The 16,369-nt window shown below is 70.8% G+C and carries 18 protein-coding genes, 1 tRNA gene and 2 pseudogenes; 13 read left to right on the forward strand and 8 right to left on the reverse strand.

What is annotated here, in order from left to right; genetic code table 11:
- Positions 1 to 13 precede the first annotated feature (13 nt).
- Together R4Z62_RS14855 and R4Z62_RS14860 are read left to right on the forward strand one after the other, a co-directional pair.
- Positions 14 to 688 (forward strand): Crp/Fnr family transcriptional regulator, encoded by a 675-nt coding sequence (locus R4Z62_RS14855; protein WP_009189818.1) that lies wholly within the window; start codon positions 14 to 16, stop codon positions 686 to 688.
- An 86-nt stretch (positions 689 to 774) separates the two neighbouring features.
- On the forward strand, positions 775 to 1,533 hold the full coding sequence (locus R4Z62_RS14860) for a nucleotidyltransferase domain-containing protein (RefSeq protein ID WP_355478205.1): 759 nt from the start codon (positions 775 to 777) through the stop codon (positions 1,531 to 1,533).
- A gap of 51 nt (positions 1,534 to 1,584) precedes the next feature.
- Here the strand turns inward: R4Z62_RS14860 and R4Z62_RS14865 are convergent, their stop codons facing one another.
- From R4Z62_RS14865 to sp36, 4 genes are read right to left on the reverse strand one after another with little or no spacing between them, the layout of a single operon-like run.
- On the reverse strand, positions 1,585 to 2,415 hold the full coding sequence (locus tag R4Z62_RS14865) for an MBL fold metallo-hydrolase (RefSeq protein WP_491520014.1): 831 nt from the start codon (positions 2,413 to 2,415) through the stop codon (positions 1,585 to 1,587).
- A 58-nt stretch (positions 2,416 to 2,473) separates the two neighbouring features.
- Positions 2,474 to 3,376: an NUDIX hydrolase gene (locus R4Z62_RS14870; RefSeq protein WP_491520015.1), complete on the reverse strand. Its 903-nt coding sequence runs from the start codon at positions 3,374 to 3,376 to the stop codon at positions 2,474 to 2,476.
- A 57-nt stretch (positions 3,377 to 3,433) separates the two neighbouring features.
- Positions 3,434 to 3,898, reverse strand: a complete 465-nt coding sequence (locus R4Z62_RS14875) for a RidA family protein (RefSeq protein WP_491520016.1) — start codon at positions 3,896 to 3,898, stop codon at positions 3,434 to 3,436.
- Positions 3,895 to 4,053, reverse strand: coding sequence for a Sp36 family protein (gene sp36, locus R4Z62_RS14880; protein WP_086024262.1), 159 nt, complete (start codon positions 4,051 to 4,053; stop codon positions 3,895 to 3,897). Before sp36 ends, R4Z62_RS14875 begins: the two co-directional genes overlap by 4 nt.
- 209 nt (positions 4,054 to 4,262) lie before the next feature.
- Here sp36 and bagA point away from each other — a divergent pair, with 209 nt between their 5' ends.
- The gene (bagA, locus tag R4Z62_RS14885) at positions 4,263 to 5,240 is read left to right on the forward strand and encodes an ATPase BagA (RefSeq protein WP_064534354.1); all 978 of its coding nucleotides are present in this window, start codon (positions 4,263 to 4,265) and stop codon (positions 5,238 to 5,240) included.
- Positions 5,237 to 6,718 (forward strand): ATPase BagB, encoded by a 1,482-nt coding sequence (bagB, locus tag R4Z62_RS14890; RefSeq protein ID WP_491520017.1) that lies wholly within the window; start codon positions 5,237 to 5,239, stop codon positions 6,716 to 6,718. Before bagA ends, bagB begins: the two co-directional genes overlap by 4 nt.
- 35 nt (positions 6,719 to 6,753) lie before the next feature.
- Here bagB and R4Z62_RS14895 read toward each other — a convergent pair whose 3' ends face one another.
- Positions 6,754 to 7,092, reverse strand: coding sequence for a WhiB family transcriptional regulator (locus R4Z62_RS14895; RefSeq protein ID WP_064534352.1), 339 nt, complete (start codon positions 7,090 to 7,092; stop codon positions 6,754 to 6,756).
- A gap of 463 nt (positions 7,093 to 7,555) precedes the next feature.
- Between R4Z62_RS14895 and R4Z62_RS14900 the strand changes: the two genes are divergently transcribed.
- Positions 7,556 to 9,853: a transglycosylase domain-containing protein gene (locus tag R4Z62_RS14900; protein WP_389596561.1), complete on the forward strand. Its 2,298-nt coding sequence runs from the start codon at positions 7,556 to 7,558 to the stop codon at positions 9,851 to 9,853.
- 176 nt (positions 9,854 to 10,029) lie between these two features.
- Here the strand turns inward: R4Z62_RS14900 and R4Z62_RS14905 are convergent, their stop codons facing one another.
- Positions 10,030 to 10,494, reverse strand: coding sequence for a GatB/YqeY domain-containing protein (locus tag R4Z62_RS14905; protein WP_064534350.1), 465 nt, complete (start codon positions 10,492 to 10,494; stop codon positions 10,030 to 10,032).
- Between the two features lie 149 nt (positions 10,495 to 10,643).
- On the opposite strand from R4Z62_RS14905, the gene R4Z62_RS14910 reads away from it, so the two are divergent.
- From R4Z62_RS14910 to R4Z62_RS14920, 3 genes are all read left to right on the forward strand, one after another.
- Complete coding sequence (locus tag R4Z62_RS14910) at positions 10,644 to 11,570, forward strand: metallophosphoesterase (RefSeq protein WP_064534349.1); 927 nt, start codon at positions 10,644 to 10,646, stop codon at positions 11,568 to 11,570.
- A 225-nt stretch (positions 11,571 to 11,795) separates the two neighbouring features.
- Positions 11,796 to 12,623, forward strand: a complete 828-nt coding sequence (locus R4Z62_RS14915) for a Pr6Pr family membrane protein (RefSeq protein ID WP_491520018.1) — start codon at positions 11,796 to 11,798, stop codon at positions 12,621 to 12,623.
- A gap of 33 nt (positions 12,624 to 12,656) precedes the next feature.
- Positions 12,657 to 12,730, forward strand: a tRNA-Pro gene (locus R4Z62_RS14920).
- Between the two features lie 127 nt (positions 12,731 to 12,857).
- Here the strand turns inward: R4Z62_RS14920 and R4Z62_RS14925 are convergent.
- Together R4Z62_RS14925 and R4Z62_RS14930 are read right to left on the reverse strand one after the other, a co-directional pair.
- A complete protein-coding gene (locus R4Z62_RS14925) occupies positions 12,858 to 13,787 on the reverse strand; it encodes a helix-turn-helix domain-containing protein (RefSeq protein ID WP_491520019.1) in 930 nt (309 codons plus the stop codon).
- A 638-nt stretch (positions 13,788 to 14,425) separates the two neighbouring features.
- A pseudogene (locus R4Z62_RS14930) lies at positions 14,426 to 14,788 on the reverse strand (LacI family transcriptional regulator); the annotation flags it as partial.
- Between the two features lie 68 nt (positions 14,789 to 14,856).
- On the opposite strand from R4Z62_RS14930, the gene R4Z62_RS14935 reads away from it, so the two are divergent.
- From R4Z62_RS14935 to R4Z62_RS14955, 5 genes and pseudogenes are all read left to right on the forward strand, one after another.
- The gene (locus tag R4Z62_RS14935; RefSeq protein ID WP_491520020.1) at positions 14,857 to 15,165 is read left to right on the forward strand and encodes a transposase; all 309 of its coding nucleotides are present in this window, start codon (positions 14,857 to 14,859) and stop codon (positions 15,163 to 15,165) included.
- Positions 15,166 to 15,290: 125 nt separating this feature from the next.
- A pseudogene (locus R4Z62_RS14940) lies at positions 15,291 to 15,455 on the forward strand (IS3 family transposase); the annotation flags it as partial.
- A gap of 166 nt (positions 15,456 to 15,621) precedes the next feature.
- Positions 15,622 to 15,879 carry a DDE-type integrase/transposase/recombinase gene (locus tag R4Z62_RS14945; protein ID WP_491521880.1) on the forward strand — a complete coding sequence of 86 codons (258 nt, stop codon included), beginning with the start codon at positions 15,622 to 15,624 and terminating at the stop codon, positions 15,877 to 15,879.
- A complete protein-coding gene (locus R4Z62_RS14950; RefSeq protein ID WP_491521881.1) occupies positions 15,816 to 16,034 on the forward strand; it encodes an integrase core domain-containing protein in 219 nt (72 codons plus the stop codon). The genes R4Z62_RS14945 and R4Z62_RS14950 overlap by 64 nt, the downstream gene beginning before the upstream one ends.
- 11 nt (positions 16,035 to 16,045) lie before the next feature.
- Positions 16,046 to 16,318, forward strand: coding sequence for a hypothetical protein (locus tag R4Z62_RS14955; protein WP_491520021.1), 273 nt, complete (start codon positions 16,046 to 16,048; stop codon positions 16,316 to 16,318).
- The last annotated feature ends 51 nt before the right edge of the window (positions 16,319 to 16,369 follow it).

Below are 16,369 nucleotides of genomic sequence, written 5' to 3' on the forward strand. Positions count from 1 at the left end.
AAGGAGAGAACTCGTGGACGACGTTCTGCGGCGCAATCCGCTCTTCGCGGCGCTCGACGACGAGCAGGCCGCGGAGCTTCGCGCCTCCATGACGGAGGTGACGCTCGCACGTGGCGACTCGCTGTTCCACGAGGGCGACCCGGGCGACCGCCTCTATGTGGTCACCGAGGGCAAGGTCAAGCTGCACCGCACGTCCCCGGACGGCCGCGAGAACATGCTGGCCGTCGTGGGCCCCGGTGAGCTGATCGGCGAGCTGTCGCTCTTCGACCCGGGCCCGCGCACCGCGACGGCGACCGCGCTGACCGAGGTCAAGCTGCTCGCCCTGGGCCACGGCGACCTCCAGCCCTGGCTGAACGTACGGCCGGAGGTGGCCGGAGCGCTGCTGCGCGCCGTCGCCCGTCGGCTGCGCAAGACCAACGACCAGATGTCCGACCTGGTCTTCTCCGATGTGCCGGGCCGGGTCGCCCGCGCCCTGCTGGACCTCTCCCGCCGCTTCGGCGTGCAGTCCGAGGAGGGCATCCACGTCGTGCACGACCTGACGCAGGAGGAGCTGGCCCAGCTGGTCGGCGCGTCCCGCGAGACGGTCAACAAGGCCCTGGCCGACTTCGCCCAGCGCGGCTGGCTCCGCCTGGAGGCGCGCGCGGTGATCCTGCTCGACGTGGAACGGCTGGCCAAGAGGTCCCGCTGACCCCGCGCGGCACCGACGCCCGTCCGGGCGGCCGGCCGGGTCTCACCGCCGACGGGCACATCGCGCGCGAAGGGTCCCTCGCGCGCGTGCAGGACGCCTTCCGGCCCGTCGTCGCGGCGGTCCGGGACCGGCTGCCGTACGCCCATGGAGAGCGGCTGCACAGCGCCTACCTCTACGGTTCCGTGCCCCGGGGCGCCGCACGCGCCGGCCGCAGCGACCTGGACCTGCTGGTCGCCCTGCGGGACGAGCCGACGGACGCCGACCGCCGGGCGGCCCGGGTGTTCGGCGCCGCCCTCGATCAGGAGTTCGCCCAGATCGACGGAGTCGGCCTCCTGGTGTACGGCCGGGACCGGCTGCTGAGCGAGGCCGAGCGGTACGACATGGGCTGGTTCACGGCCTGTCTGTGCACCCCGCTGCTCGGCGAGGACCTCGCCGCCCGCCTGCCCCGCTACCGCCCCGGCGACCCGTTGCTCGCGCGGGAGACCAACGGCGACCTGGCGCGGCTCCTCCCCCGGTGGCGCGAGCGGATCGCCGCGGCCGAGGCCGCCGACGGCACCGAGGAGGCCCTCAGGCCCCTGGTGCGCTTCATGTCCCGCCATCTCGTCCGGACGGGGTTCACCCTGGTCATGGGCCGCTGGCAGGGCTGGACCAGCGACCTCCACGAGATGGCCGCCGCCTTCGGCACGTACCACCCCGACCGGGCCGCGCACATGGCCGCGGCGGCCGCGCACGGCTACGACCCGGTCGGCGACCGGGCTCTCCTGCGCTTCTACACCGACGACCTGGGCCCCTGGCTGGCCGCGGAGTACGCGCGCGTGCACGGCGTCAAGGCGCCCCGGCCGTGACCTGCGGCAGCAGCACAGCGACGGCAGCTACAGCTCCGGGCGGCGGCAGCTCTAGATGAGCCCGTGCTCGCGCAGGTACTCCAGCTGGGCCCGTACCGACAGCTCGGCGGCCGGCCACAGGGAGCGGTCCACGTCGGCGTACACGTGGGCGACGACCTCGGCGGGCCCGCGGTGGCCGTCCTCGACCGCCGTCTCGACCTGGGCCAGCCGGTGCGCGCGGTGGGCCAGGTAGAACTCGACGGCGCCCTGGGCGTCCTCCAGAACCGGCCCGTGGCCCGGCAGCACCGTGTGCACGCCGTCGTCGACGGTCAGGGACCTGAGCCGCCGCAGCGAGTCCAGATAGTCGCCGAGGCGTCCGTCCGGATGGGCGACGACGGTCGTACCGCGCCCCAGGATCGTGTCGCCGGTGAGCACCGCCCGGTCGGCCGGGAGGTGGAAGCAGAGCGAGTCGGCGGTGTGGCCGGGTGTCGGGACGACCCGCAGTTCCAGGCCGCCCACCGAGATCACGTCACCGGCCGCCAGTCCTTCGTCGCCCAGCCGCAGGGCCGGGTCGAGGGCACGCACGCGCGTGCGGGTCAGTTCGGCGAAGCGGGCGGCGCCCTCGGCGTGGTCGGGGTGGCCGTGGGTCAGCAGGGTCAGGGCTGTGCGTCTGCCCGCCTGCTCGGCGGTGGCGACGACCCGGCGCAGGTGGCCCTCGTCCAGCGGTCCCGGATCGATCACCACCGCCCGGTCCGAGCCGGGCTCGGAGAGGATCCAGGTGTTGGTGCCGTCCAGGGTCATGGCGGAGGCGTTGGGCGCGAGGACGTTGACCGCCCGCGCGGTGGCGGGCCCGGAGAGCGCACCGCCGCGGGGCTGCCCGGGGAGCGCTGCTGCGTCCGTCATACGAGGGGGCCTTCCTGGACACCGGCCGCGGGGAGCCGGAGGGGATGCGGGCGGGCCGTCATGCGCGGGCCTCCTGACCGGGCGGGGTGCCCTCGGCCGGGACGTGCCGGGTGAACTCGTCGTGGCCCGGCCAGGACAGCTCGACCTCGCCGTCCACCAGGCGGGCGCGGGCGAGCACAGGGGTCAGGTCCTGCGACCCGGCCGCCTCCAGCGCCCGCGCGGCGCTGGCGCAGGGCAGCAGCCGGCGCAGGGTGGCGACGGTCGGCGGCATCATCAGCAGCTCGCCCCTGTCGTACCCGGCCGCCGCGTCCTGGGGCCGGATCCACACCGTGCGGTCGGCCTCCGTGGAGGCGTTGCGGGTGCGCTGGCCCTCGGGCAGGGCGGCCACGAAGAACCAGGTGTCGTAGCGGCGGGGTTCGAACTCGGGCGTGATCCAGCGCGCCCAGGCGCCCAGCAGGTCCGAGCGCAGGGTCAGGCCGCGGCGGTCGAGGAACTCCGCGAAGGACAGCTCCCGCGCGACCAGGGCGGCGCGGTCGGCCTCCCAGCCGGGGCCCGTGGTGTCGCCGACGACGGAGTCGTCGCCGGGCCCGGCGAGCAGGACACCCGACTCCTCGTACGTCTCCCGGACGGCCGCGCAGACGATCGCCTGGGCCGCCGCCGCGTCGTCCACGCCGAGCCGGTCGGCCCACCACGCGCGCGTGGGACCCGCCCAGCGCACCTGCTGGTCGTCGTCGCGCGGATCGACGCCGCCGCCCGGGTACGCGTACGCGCCCCCGGCGAAGGCCATGGAGGCGCGTCGGCGCAGCATGTGCACGGCGGGACCGGCCTCGGTGTCCCGCAGGAGCATGACGGTGGCCGCCCGTCTGGGCGCGGCCGGGGTGAGGGTGCCGTCCGCGAGCGCGCGGATGCGGTCCGGCCAGTCCGGAGGGAACCACTGCCCGTTCGCCTGCCCATTCGCCATGGCCGGAGGCTATCCCGTGGCGCGCGAATGTTCGAGAGGCGTCGGGGCCGGGGCCGCTCAGGGAACCAGCTCGACCTGGATCTCCACCTCCACGGGCGCGTCCAGCGGCAGCACCGCCACACCGACCGCGCTGCGCGCGTGTACGCCCTTGTCGCCCAGGACCTCGCCCAGCAGCTCGCTGGCGCCGTTGACGACACCGGGCTGCCCGGTGAAGTCGGCGGCCGAGGCGACGAAGCCCACGACCTTCACCACGCGCGCGATGCGGTCCAGGTCGCCCGCGACGGACTTGACGGCGGCGAGCGCGTTCAGCGCGCAGGTGCGGGCCAGGTCCTTGGCCTCCTCGGCCGTGACCTCGAGGCCCACCTTGCCGGTGACCGGGAGCTTGCCGTCCACCATCGGCAGCTGGCCGGCGGTGTAGACGTACGGACCGGACTGCACGGCCGGCTGGTAGGCGGCCAGCGGCGGCACGACCTCCGGCAGCGTCAGACCCAGCTCGGCCAGCCTGGCCTCGACCGCGCTCATGCCTGCTTCTCCCGCTTCAGGTAGGCCACCAGCTGCTCCGGGTTCGGGCCGGGCACGACCTGGACGAGCTCCCAGCCGTCCTCGCCCCAGTTGTCCAGGATCTGCTTCGTGGCGTGGACGAGCAGCGGCACGGTTGCGTATTCCCACTTGGTCATGGGCCGACTGTAGCCGCTGCGGCCGGCCCTGCCGTGCGCCGGACGTGCGCCCGGCCGCCGGCCGCTCGCACCCCGGGACGCCGACCGCCCGAGCGCCGGGCCGCACGCCCGCCGCGCGCCCGCTCCGCGGCCGGTGAGGACGCCACCGCGGCGGCGGTTGTCCACAGCCTCGCGCGTGCCCGGAGCGCGGACTGGTTAGGCTCGAAGACGTGAGCAGGCTCCAGGTCGTCAGCGGCAAGGGCGGGACCGGCAAGACCACGGTCGCCGCGGCCCTCGCGCTGGCCCTGGCCACGAAGGGGAAGCGGACGCTCCTCGTCGAGGTCGAGGGCCGCCAGGGCATCGCACAGCTCTTCGAAACGGAGGCGCTGCCCTATGAGGAACGCAAGATCGCGGTCGCACCGGGCGGCGGGGAGGTGTACGCGCTCGCCATAGACGCGGAACTGGCCCTGCTGGACTACCTCCAGATGTTCTACAAGCTGGGCAGCGCCGGCCGTGCCCTGAAGAAGCTCGGCGCCGTCGACTTCGCCACCACCGTCGCACCGGGCGTCCGGGACGTCCTGCTGACCGGCAAGGCGTGCGAGGCGGTGCGGCGCAAGGACCGGGCCGGACGGTTCGTCTACGACTACGTGGTCATGGACGCGCCACCGACCGGCCGCATCACCCGCTTCCTCAACGTCAACGACGAGGTGGCCGGGCTCGCCAGGATCGGCCCGATACACAATCAGGCGCAGGCCGTGATGCGGGTGCTGAAGTCCGCCGAGACGGCCGTGCACCTGGTGACGCTGCTGGAGGAGATGCCCGTCCAGGAGACCGCGGACGGCATCGCCGAACTGCGCGCCGCCCGGCTGCCGGTGGGCCGCGTCGTCGTGAACATGGTGCGCCCCCAGGTGCTGGACGCCGCCGGACTGGAACTCGTGCGGAGCGTGCCGCGCACCGCGCTCGCCCGCTCGCTGTCCTCCGCCGGGCTCGGCGGCGCACGGCGCGGCGGGAACGCCGAGCGGCTGGTGGACCCGCTGCTCGCACAGGCGCACGAGTACGCCGAGCGGTACGCGCTGGAGCAGGAGCAGCGCTCGGTCCTCGGCGAGCTGGACCTGCCGCTGCACGAACTGCCCCTGCTCGCCGAGGGCATGGACCTGGCGGGCCTGTACGAACTGGCGAGAGAGCTGCGGAAGCAGGGGATGTCATGAGCCCGGACCCGGCCCCCGCGGGGGGACCCGAAGCGCCCTCAGGACCGTCGCAGGAGGGCGCCCGCCGTCTCGCGCACACACGCGTGCTGGACGTCGACCCGCTGATCGACGATCCGGGGACGCGGATCGTGGTGTGCTGCGGCGCGGGCGGGGTCGGCAAGACGACGACGGCTGCCGCCCTCGGACTGCGGGCGGCCGAGCGGGGCCGCAAGGTGGTCGTCCTGACGATCGACCCGGCCCGCCGGCTCGCCCAGTCGATGGGCATCGACTCCCTCGACAACGTCCCGCGCCGGGTCAAGGGCACCGACGGCGACGGCGAACTGCACGCCATGATGCTCGACATGAAGCGCACCTTCGACGAGGTCGTCGAGGCGCACGCGGATCCCGAGCGGGCGGCGGCGATCCTGGCCAACCCCTTCTACCAGTCGCTCTCGGCGGGCTTCGCGGGCACGCAGGAGTACATGGCGATGGAGAAGCTGGGGCAGCTGCGGGCGCGCGACGAGTGGGACCTCATCGTCGTCGACACCCCGCCCTCGCGCTCCGCGCTGGACTTCCTGGACGCGCCCAAGCGGCTCGGCTCTTTCCTGGACGGGCGGCTGATCCGGCTCCTGACGGCCCCGGCCAAGCTGGGCGGGCGCGCCGGGATGAAGTTCCTGAACGTCGGTATGTCGATGATGACCGGCACGCTGGGCAAGCTGCTGGGCGGCCAGCTCCTCAAGGACGTCCAGACCTTCGTGGCCGCGATGGACACCACCTTCGGCGGCTTCCGTACGCGCGCCGACGCCACGTACAAACTGCTCCAGGCGCCGGGGACGGCGTTCCTGGTGGTCGCGGCCCCGGAGCGGGACGCCCTGCGAGAGGCCGCGTACTTCGTGGAGCGGCTGGCCGCGGAGCGGATGCCGCTGGCCGGTCTGGTCCTCAACCGGGTGCACGGCAGCGGGGCCGGGAAGCTGTCGGCCGAGCGGGCGCTCGCCGCGGCGGAAAATCTTGAGGAGCCCCGCATTGTGGATCAGGGGGATGGGAAAGCTGGTCTTCGTAACTCTCCCGACACGTACGGAAGTTCAGACTCCTCCAGTTCTGACCTCCCGGACTCCGGCGCCCCGGGCTCCGGTTCTTCCGACCCCGAGACCGAGCACACGGATTCCACCGATCCAGCCGATCCCGCCGGCCCCGACGACGCGGCCGGCCCGGCAAACTCCTCGGACCCGGCGGACGGCCTCGTGGATCCCGCGGACCCCGCGGATCCCTCGGACCCCGTGGACCAGGTCGCCGCGGGTCTGCTGCGGCTGCACGCCGAGCGTATGCAGGTGCTCGCGCGCGAGCAGCGCACGCGTGACCGCTTCGCCGCCCGGCATCCCGAGGTCGCGGTGGCGGAGGTGGCCGCGCTCCCCGGCGATGTGCACGACCTCACGGGACTGCGGGACATCGGGGCCCGGCTCGCGGACAACCGCCGCGAACTGCCCGAGCCGGGCGCCTGAGAGGACGGCGGCGGCACCCGGGCACGAGAGCGCTCTCAGCCCACCGCCGCGAAGGCCTCGTACACCTCGTCTTCGTCGAGGGAGACCAGGCCCGCCCCGCGCTCGTACTCCAGGCGCGCGGTCTCCAGCAGCCTGCGCCATGAGGTGACGGTCGGCCGTCTGCGCAGCAGCGCGCGGCGCTCACGCTCCGTCATGCCTCCCCAGACGCCGAACTCGACGCGGTTGTCGAGTGCGTCGGCAAGGCATTCGGTGCGTACCGGGCACCCCGTGCACACCGCCTTGGCCCTGTTCTGCGCTGCTCCCTGAACGAACAGTTCATCCGGATCGGTAGTGCGGCAGGCCGCCTGCGCACTCCAGTCGGTTACCCAGCCCATACCGGCGCCGTCCTCTCCCGAATCGAGGCTCCCCCACGGCGACGGCGGCATATTCACCGCCGCCAGTTGAGGACGTTACGGAAGGTGGACACAGCGCAACACCCCCAGCGGGCCCAATCTTGAATGGTCCGAACGGACTATGGGTTAGCGGCAGATCACCCGGGGGAGTGAGGTGGCGACATGCGCGACATTCCCGGCACAACGGGAGGTTCCTCTTGCGCCACAACGGACGTCACGCATCACACAAGGCGATTCCGGGCACGTGTCGCCGGGCCCGGAGACCGGCCGGAAAGGGACATCGCGCGCGTCCGGAACGATTCGGGTTCGCCGGACGTAGAAGACGAGAGAGACGAAGGAGGCGAGGGAGACGAGGGAAGGAACAGCGGTGCTGCTGTGACAGCCGAGAGCAGCTTAGGCCAAGGCATATACGCGTGTCCGGCGAATGAGAACGTAGGCTGCCCCCATGCCAAAGAAGCGCTCGGGCGGTGGTCAGTCGCCAACGCAACAGGCCGCCAAGTTCCTCGGTGTCAGTGTGCTCGCCGGAGCGGTCCTCGCCGGAATCGCGTTGCCCGCGGCCGGCGCGCTGGGCCTGGCGGCGAAGGGGTCGGTCCAGGGGTTCGACGACATCCCGGCCAACCTCAAGCGCCCCCCGCTCAGCCAGCGCACCACGATCCTGGACAGCCAGGGCAGCCAGCTCGCCCAGGTCTACTCCCGTGACCGCACGGTGGTGGAGCTCAAGGACATCTCCCCGTATCTGCAGAAGGCGATCGTCGCGATCGAGGACGCCCGCTTCTACCAGCACGGGGCGATCGACCTGAAGGGCGTCCTGCGCGCGCTCAACAAGAACGCGACCAGCGGCGGGGTGGCCCAGGGCGCCTCCACACTCACCCAGCAGTACGTGAAGAACGTCTTCGTGGAGGAGGCCGGCGACGACCCGACGAAGGTCGCGCAGGCCACGCAGCAGACGCTCGGCCGCAAGATCAAGGAGCTGAAGTACGCGATCCAGGTCGAGCAGGACCTCGGCAAGAAGCGGATCCTCGAGAACTACCTGAACATCACCTTCTTCGGTGAGCAGGCCTACGGCGTCGAGGCCGCCTCCCAGCGGTACTTCTCCAAGCACGCCAAGGACCTCACCCTCCCCGAGGCGGCGCTGCTGGCCGGCATCGTCCAGTCGCCGAGCCGCTACGACCCGGTCAACGACGAGGCCGAGGCCACCAAGCGGCGCAACACCGTGCTCCAGCGGATGGCCGAGGTCGGGGACATCTCCCAGGCGGAGGCGGACGCGGCCAAGAAGGTCCCGCTGAAGCTGAAGGTCACCCGGCCGCGCAACGGCTGCATCACCGCGGTCAAGGACTCGGCCTTCTTCTGCAAGTACGTCGAGAAGGCGTTCCTGAACAGCCCGGTCTACGGCAAGACCCGCGCCGACCGGGCCAAGATCTGGAACCAGGGCGGTCTGACCATCCGCACCACCCTGGACCCGCAGGCCCAGGCGTCGGTGCAGTCCTCCCTGAAGGACCACATCTACCAGTCGGACTCCGTCGCCTCGGCGGCCGTGCTGGTCGAGCCGGGCACCGGCCGGATCGTCGCGATGGGCCAGTCCAAGCCGTACGGCTACGGGAAGAACGAGACCGAGATCAACTACTCGGTCGGCAACGACGCGGGCGGCTCGAACTACGGCTTCCCGACCGGTTCGACGTTCAAGCCGTTCGTCGCGGCGGCGGCCATCGAGGGCGGCAAGGCGCCCACGCAGGAGTACTCCTCGCCGTACAAGATGCCGTACCCGAGCCCGGTCCAGGCGTGCGACGGCAAGCGGTGGCTGAACTCGTACCACGAGGACGTGGAGAACGAGAACACCTCCGAGCACGGCCCGTACGCCATGAAGGAGGCCATGGCGAAGTCGATCAACACCTACTTCGTGCAGATGATCTCCGAGATCGGCCTCTGCCCGGTGACGACCATGACCGACAAGCTGCACGTGGTGCAGGGTGACGGCAAGAAACTGCCGCAGGCGCCCTCCATCGCGCTCGGCGCGGTCGGCATCTCCCCGCTGACGATGGCGAGCGCCTACGCCACCTTCGCCTCGCGCGGCACGTACTGCACCCCGGTCGCCATCGAGTCGATCACCCAGCGCATCGGCGGCCAGACGAAGGCGCTGCCGGTGCCGAAGACCACCTGCACACGGGCCATGTCCGAGAAGACCGCGGACACCGTCAACACGCTGCTCCAGGGCGTGATCGACTCCGGTACCGGCCAGCAGGCCGGTCTCTCCGACCGCGACAACGCGGGCAAGACGGGTACGACCGACGAGCGCAAGAACGCCTGGTTCGTCGGCTACACGCCGAACATGGCGGGCGCGGTGTGGGTGGGCAGCGCCAGCCAGAAGGTCAAGATGACCGGCATCCGCATCGGCGGCATCATGCACGACCTCGTCTTCGGCGCCGACGTGCCCGGCCCGATCTGGCGGGACGCGATGACCGGCGCCCTCCAGGGCAAGCCCGCCCCGTCCTTCAACATCATCGACATCCCGGACCCGGGCAAGGACAAGAACAAGGGTCCCGACAAGGACAAGAACAAGGACAAGAACAAGGGCGGCGACAAGGGAAAAGGCCGCGGCCACGGGGGTGACGGCGGCGACGACGGCGGTGGCCTCCCCGGTGGCCCGGCCGGCGGCGGCACCGGGTTCCCCGGCTTCCCCGGCGGCTTCATCCAGGGCCAGACCGGCGGCACCCACGGGAACGGCAACGGCGGCCAGCACGGCTGATCCGGCCCCGCGCACCCCATGAGCACAACGAGAGGAGGGCCCCGGCTTCCCGCCGGGGCCCTCCTCTGCTCTGGCCCTCTGGCCCGGCGGCCGGATCAGAGGACTGGTCCGCTGGTCGTCGGTCCGGCGGGCGGATCAGAGGACCGGTCCGCTGGTCCTCACGTCCGGCGGCCGGATCAGCCCGCCAGCAGCCTTTTGACCACCGCGGCGACCCGCCCGCCCTCGGCCTGCCCCGCGACCTTCGGGTTCACGATCTTCATGACCGCGCCCATGGCCCGCGGCCCCTCGGCGCCGGCCGCCCTGGCCTCCGCGACCGCCTGTCCGACGATCGCCTCCAGCTCCTCGTCGGACAGCTGCTTGGGCAGATACGCGGCGAGCACCTCGCCCTCCGCCTTCTCCCGCTCGGCCGACTCCGCACGACCGCCCTGTGCGAAGGCATCGGCCGCCTCGCGGCGCTTCTTGGCCTCCTTGGTGATCACCTTGAGGACCTCGTCGTCGGACAGCTCGCGCTTCACCTTGCCCGCGACCTCCTCCTTGGTGATCGCGGCGAGCGTCAGCCGGAGCGTCGCGGAACGCAGCTCGTCACGCTCCTTGATCGCGGCGTTGAGGTCATCGTGCAGCTTCGACTTGAGGGTGGTCATGAGGTCGATTGTCGCAGGTACGACGTGATCGCCGCGCGCCGATTTACCGGCCCGTCGCGGGCGGGCGACCGAGCTCCCGGCACCCCGCACCGGGGCCCCGCCGCGCGCGCGATTTCCCTGGCAGGGCACGACTTTGAGACGATGGACACATGCGCGCGCGATACGGAGTACCCCTCGGCATCACGGCGGTCGCGACCGCCGGTCTCATCTACGCGGCGGGTTTCGAGGTCCGCTCCTTCCGCCTGCGACGGGTGACCGTCCCGGTCCTGCCCTCGGGTATGCACCCCCTCCGCGTCCTCCAGGTCTCCGACATCCACATGGTCGGCGACCAGCGCAAGAAGCAGCGCTGGCTGCGCTCGCTCGCCGGGCTGCGCCCCGACTTCGTGATCAACACCGGCGACAACCTCTCCGACCCCGAGGGTGTGCCGGAGGTCCTGGACTCGCTCGGCCCGCTCATGGAGTTCCCGGGCGCCTATGTCTTCGGCTCCAACGACTACTACGGCCCCCGGCCGCGCAACCCCGCCCGCTATCTGCTGGAGAAGACGAGCGGCCGGCACGGCCTGAACGGCAACGCCCCCGCGGTCGGCGTGATCCACAACCCGTGGGAGGACCTGCGCGACGGCTTCGACGAGGCGGGCTGGCTCAACCTCACCAACACCCGCGGCACCCTGAAGATCGAGGGCGTCTCGGTGGAGCTGACGGGCCTGGACGATCCGCACATCAAACGGGACCGCTACGCCCGGGTGGCCGGCGGCCCGTCCGCCGGGGCCGACTTCTCGATGGGCGTCGTCCACGCCCCCTACCTGCGCGCCCTGGACGCCTTCGCGGCCGACGGCTACCCCCTGATCCTGGCCGGCCACACCCACGGCGGGCAGCTCTGCATCCCCTTCTACGGCGCCCTGGTCACCAACTGCGACCTGGACACCGACCGGGTCAAGGGCCTGTCCACCCACACCGCCGAGGGCCACACCTCCTACCTCCACGTCTCGGCGGGCTGCGGCACCAACCGCTACACCCCGGTCCGCTTCGCCTGCCCGCCGGAGGCGACACTGCTGACGCTGGTGGCGAAGGACTGACCGGACCGACGGGACCGACCGGACCGACGGGGCTGACCGGACCGACGGGGCTGACCGGACCGACGAGACGGGATGGGGACGGAACGGAACGGGGCGGGACGCCGCAAGGCACCGGTCGCATCGGTCGCATCGGTCGCCGTACGAGCACCGGTCACGACACTCCACCCGTAACCCACACAGCCCACCCGAATCGCCCGGAAAGCCCCCACTTCCTACCGTGAGGGCATGACCGCCCCGATACCACCGGTCCCCGGAGCGTCCGCCTCCCCGACGCCTCCGATCCCCCGGGACATACCGGACCTCCCCGTGATCCCGGGCATCACCGCGCTGATGGCGTCCGCCGTCCCCGCGACCGCGGTGGTGACCCCCGTCCGCCGCCCCTGGACGGCGGTGTACCGCTTCCTGGTCGCCGCAGCGGCTGCGGCGGCGGTGACGGCCGAGATGATCATCGGCCCGCCGCTGCACGTCCTGAGCCATTTCGCGATCCAGAGCACGATCCTGCTGATCCTGGTACTCGCCGTCTCGGCCCGCAGGGCGTGGACCGCCCGCCGCCCCGCCCCCGCGGCCCTGACCGGGGCGGCCGTGCTCTACGTCACCCTGTACGCACTGGTCCACCACCTGCTGCTGACCGAGGCGACCCCGCCGTTCTCGATCACGGACGCCCCCGGCACCCACCCCCTGTGGCAGTCGGTCGCCGCGCGCCTCCTGCACACGGTGATCCCGGTCGCCGCCCTGCTGGACTGGCTCCTGCTGACCGCCCCGAACCGCCTCCACCTGCGCCAGGCCGCCCCCTGGCTGCTCTACCCACTGGCCTACCTGGCCTTCTCCCTCACCCGGGGCGCACTGCTCCCGGCCGGCGCGGCACACCGCTACCTGTACGCCTTCCTGGACGTCGACCAGCACGGATACCGCCACGTCCTGGCCAACGCCCTCCTCCTGGGCCTCTCCTGCTACGCCCTCGCCCTCCTCCTCGTGGCCCTCGACCACGCCCGCCCCAACCCGGTCCCCCGCCGCACCAGAACCGGATTTCGCCTCAGGCCCCCGGTGGGCTAAAGTAAACGTCGTCGCCGCGACAAGCAGCGACATCGGGGTGTGGCGCAGCTTGGCAGCGCGCTTCGTTCGGGACGAAGAGGTCGTGGGTTCAAATCCCGCCACCCCGACGCTGTAATACCAGGTCAGGGGCCTGATCCGCTTAGCGGGTCGGGCCCCTGAGTGGTTCCTGGGGTCGTTTTGGGAGCCGTTTGGGAGCCGACTTCCGGAACCGGCTCCCCAGCGTCCGTGGCTGCCCTACTCGATCACTGCTTGCCGACGGCCTTCCGCAATGTCATCCAGACCCGTCAAGCAAGGTGGACCACCCACCCGCTCAAAGTGATTTAGCTCGTCCTCATCCAGATAGTCCCATCGGAGCCGGTGGAACGCCCTGGCCGCACGCGCCTCCAGCCATTTGTCGTAGTCCTCGTCCTGGCGGAGTTGCCCAGTCTTTCGCTTGATCCTCTCGTCGCGATCACGACGTTCCAGGAACCCAATTACGGAGGGGTCCCCGTCCGGGCACACGCACCCAGCAGGCCAGGTCGGCACTGGGTATATGCCGGTCATAATGCGATTAAGCGCGATACGCCAGCCCAAGGAAGCAGCTTCGGTGACAGCGAAGGCGTTCAGGAGGGCAGTCAACTGCTCCGAGGTGGGCAGGACGCGGCCAGCCAAGATCAACTGGCACGTCGATCGCGGGACGCGGTGGCCACTAGCAGCGGTCTCCCGTTCGATCTCACGCAGTGACGGCTGGCCTGCACGCGCGCGGAGCCTCGCTAGGCCCTGCCCGAGTGCCTCTGACGTACGGATCTGTCGGAGCCGACGCCCACGGCCTGCCCGAAGGGGACGAGCCTGCTCAATGGCCGCAGCTTTCCACAGTTGACGCGCTCGTCCCACACGGCGCTGACGCGCCTCCTGGTCGGCGCGGCTACCAGCTGCGCGAGCGTAGGCTTCCACAACCTGGAGCCGGGGAAGCCGAGCACCGGTTACTGCTTGGCTGAGCGTCGAAGCACCGCAGTAATACGGCTTTGGCCCCGTACGCCCCGCCATCTCGCGGTAAGTGAGGCGGCTGGTGGCCTTGAGCTCACGCAGGTACTTCACCAGCTCAAGCAGTCGGGGCCCCGCACCCACGTCGGGGCCCTTGGCACGTCGGCCCACGACTACCTGCTCTGTTGCGCCCAGGCACATGCAGAACGACGACCGACCAGCAAGTCGGCCAGGGCTGCGGCTAGTACTGCGACGGTGCCCGGAACCACTCGGTCAGGACCAGCGTGAGCAGCCAGCGCCCACACGAGTACGACGATCACGACCAGCACTGGCGGCGCAGTCCACCGTTCTTGGCGGTAACCCGTGAAACAGAAGATGACTGTGGCGAAGTCGCTGTCGCTCGAAGGGGAACTGGACATACTGCCGCTCCAGAAGTGAGTTCGTAGGTTCGACAGTTCAACTGTGCTGCCCGCGCAGGAACTTGGGCTACGTCCACCCGCGTCGATGCCTCGATCGTCTCAGGCTCACTCGCTCCGGGGCTACTTCCCAGGCGGGGGCACACTGTCGACGTCTGCACCCCACTGACTAGGCCGACTTGCCCACTTCCTGGTCAGCCTGCCTCTCAAGGCTTTTTGATCCGTTTCCGTCCAGAGACTTCTGCGCTGTCGGCTTCCTCTGCCCGCGAGACTCAGCTTTCGACACGGACGCCGAACACCGGACGGCTTCCATGCGCCCGCAACCGCTTGGGTGGACAATCTGCCGCTTAATTCAATGAACGGGCCGCGTGATCCTGGCAATGACGGCGAGGCCCTGCAGCACCGCTGCAGGGCCTCACGGGATTATCGGGCGACGAGCGCGCGCATGCGCAGTAGATCGTTTAGCACGCGCACTGGTGACGTCGGATACATCACCAGTCGGGCGTCGAGCGCCGCCTCCCACTGCTTGGTCAATCCAAGCATGAGGCGTTTCCGCATGCCTGGTGTGACGTGGGCGTACCGCGCGGAGACGGAGCCGTCGAAGTGACCCATGCGTTCGTCCATGAGGACCTTCTCGGTTCCCAGGTCCTCCATGATCGTCCGGTGGGTGTGGCGAAGGCCGTGGGGCGTGAGTCCCTTGGCTATCGGGAACCAGCAGGCGTCGGCTCGGTCACTGGCACCCCGCTCCCGTGCCGGGACGCCGGGCCAAGGCTCGCCGAGCAGGGGTTGGGCTTGATCCGCTTTGACGGACATCGAAGATCAGGGGCTTCGGTCCCAGAAGGATGATGTCCATCATGGAGAGCATGGGGAAGAAGAAGCCGCGTCCTCGCCGCTCGTTCACGCCGGAGTTCAAGGCCGAGATCGTCGAGCTGTGCCAACGCGGTGACCGCTCGGTAGGTCAGGTTGCCAAGGACTTCGACCTGACCGAGACCGCGGTACGCGACTGGGTCAAGCAGGCCGAGGTCGATGACGGCAAGCGCGACGGCCTGACCAGCAGCGAACGCGAGGAACTGGCCCAACTGCGGCGGGAGAACCGCCGCCTGCGGGAGGACGTGGAGATCCTCAAGCGGGCCACGGCTTTCTTCGCGAAGGAGACCCGGTGAACGTGCACCCGTTCATCGAGGCGGAGAAGCAGGCGGGCCACAGCGTCAAACGCGCATGTGAGCTGCTGAAGGTCTCCCGTGCCGCCTTCTACACCCGCCGCACCGGCGCCGTCAGCCCCCGGGTCGTGCAGGATGCGGAGCTGACCGATCAGATCACCGCCATCCACGTCCATTCCCGGGGCACCTACGGGGCCCCGCGCATCCACGCCGTCCTCAAGCGCGAGGGCACCGCCTGCGGCCGCAGACGCATCGCCCGGCTGATGCGGGCCGCCGGGCTCGTCGGCCGGCACCGCAGACGCCGACACCGCACCACCCTGCCCGACCCGCACGCGGCCACCCGCCCGGACCTGGTCCTGCGCGACTTCCGCCCCGACCCGACCGCGGTCGACACCCGCTGGTTGCGGCGACATTACCTACATCGCCACCGACGAGGGCTGGCTCTACCTGGCCACCGTCATCGACATCGCCTCCCGACGGGTGATCGGCTGGGCCACCGCCGACCACCTGCGCACCGAACTGGTCGCCGACGCACTGCGAGCCGCCTGCCGCCAGCGCCGCCCGGCAGGTTCCGTGATCTTCCATTCCGACCGCGGCTGCCAGTACACCAGCCGTGAACTCGCCCTTCTGGCAGAGAAGTTGGGTGTCCGGCTATCCGTTGGCCGCACCGCCAGTGCTGGGACAACGCGCTGGCCGAGTCGCTCTTCGCCACCCTGAAGAACGAGCTGATCGGCACCCAGCCCTGGCCGAGTAGGTCCGCCGCCCACACCGCGATCTTTGAGTGGATCGAAAGCTGGTACAACTTGCACCGACTCCACAGCAGCCTCGACTACCGCAGCCCCGCCGACTACGAGGCCGCACTCGCAGCCTGACCACCACACCGATGGTGTCCGTCAAAGCGGAACAAGCTCACCCGACATGCGAGCTCGACCTCGACTGGAGGGCGCTGAGCGCAATCGAACTCGTTGCTCCGGACACCTTCCAGACGAGCTTTATCAGCACGCGCGGCCAGCAGGTGATGACGCGCGTGCACACGCCATGGGCATCGCTCGCTTTCGTCGTTGCCGCGATCACGGCGTTTCCCGCACACCCGCGCTTGCTGAGCCGTGGCTGGCTCCCGTCGGACTTCGAGCAGACATGCGCCCTCTTGGGCTGACCCTGTCGTCCGGCGGCTCAGCTCACTGCCGAGCGGCGGGCTCGCTGAGGC

It is taken from the genome of Streptomyces sp. PL-25 (genome assembly GCF_058344915.1).

Bases quoted from the DNA above. Each gene is read 5' to 3' on its own strand.
- R4Z62_RS14865 (WP_491520014.1), bottom strand. From the start codon at position 2,415: ATGACGGACGCAGCAGCGCTCCCCGGGCAGCCCCGCGGCGGTGCGCTC.
- R4Z62_RS14870 (WP_491520015.1), bottom strand. From the start codon at position 3,376: ATGGCGAATGGGCAGGCGAACGGGCAGTGGTTCCCTCCGGACTGGCCG.
- R4Z62_RS14875 (WP_491520016.1), bottom strand. From the start codon at position 3,898: ATGAGCGCGGTCGAGGCCAGGCTGGCCGAGCTGGGTCTGACGCTGCCG.
- sp36 (WP_086024262.1), bottom strand. From the start codon at position 4,053: ATGACCAAGTGGGAATACGCAACCGTGCCGCTGCTCGTCCACGCCACG.
- bagB (WP_491520017.1), top strand. From the start codon at position 5,237: ATGAGCCCGGACCCGGCCCCCGCGGGGGGACCCGAAGCGCCCTCAGGA.
- R4Z62_RS14895 (WP_064534352.1), bottom strand. From the start codon at position 7,092: ATGGGCTGGGTAACCGACTGGAGTGCGCAGGCGGCCTGCCGCACTACC.
- R4Z62_RS14900 (WP_389596561.1), top strand. From the start codon at position 7,556: ATGCCAAAGAAGCGCTCGGGCGGTGGTCAGTCGCCAACGCAACAGGCC.
- R4Z62_RS14905 (WP_064534350.1), bottom strand. From the start codon at position 10,494: ATGACCACCCTCAAGTCGAAGCTGCACGATGACCTCAACGCCGCGATC.
- R4Z62_RS14910 (WP_064534349.1), top strand. From the start codon at position 10,644: ATGCGCGCGCGATACGGAGTACCCCTCGGCATCACGGCGGTCGCGACC.
- R4Z62_RS14915 (WP_491520018.1), top strand. From the start codon at position 11,796: ATGACCGCCCCGATACCACCGGTCCCCGGAGCGTCCGCCTCCCCGACG.
- R4Z62_RS14925 (WP_491520019.1), bottom strand. From the start codon at position 13,787: ATGTGCCTGGGCGCAACAGAGCAGGTAGTCGTGGGCCGACGTGCCAAG.
- R4Z62_RS14935 (WP_491520020.1), top strand. From the start codon at position 14,857: ATGGAGAGCATGGGGAAGAAGAAGCCGCGTCCTCGCCGCTCGTTCACG.
- R4Z62_RS14955 (WP_491520021.1), top strand. From the start codon at position 16,046: ATGGTGTCCGTCAAAGCGGAACAAGCTCACCCGACATGCGAGCTCGAC.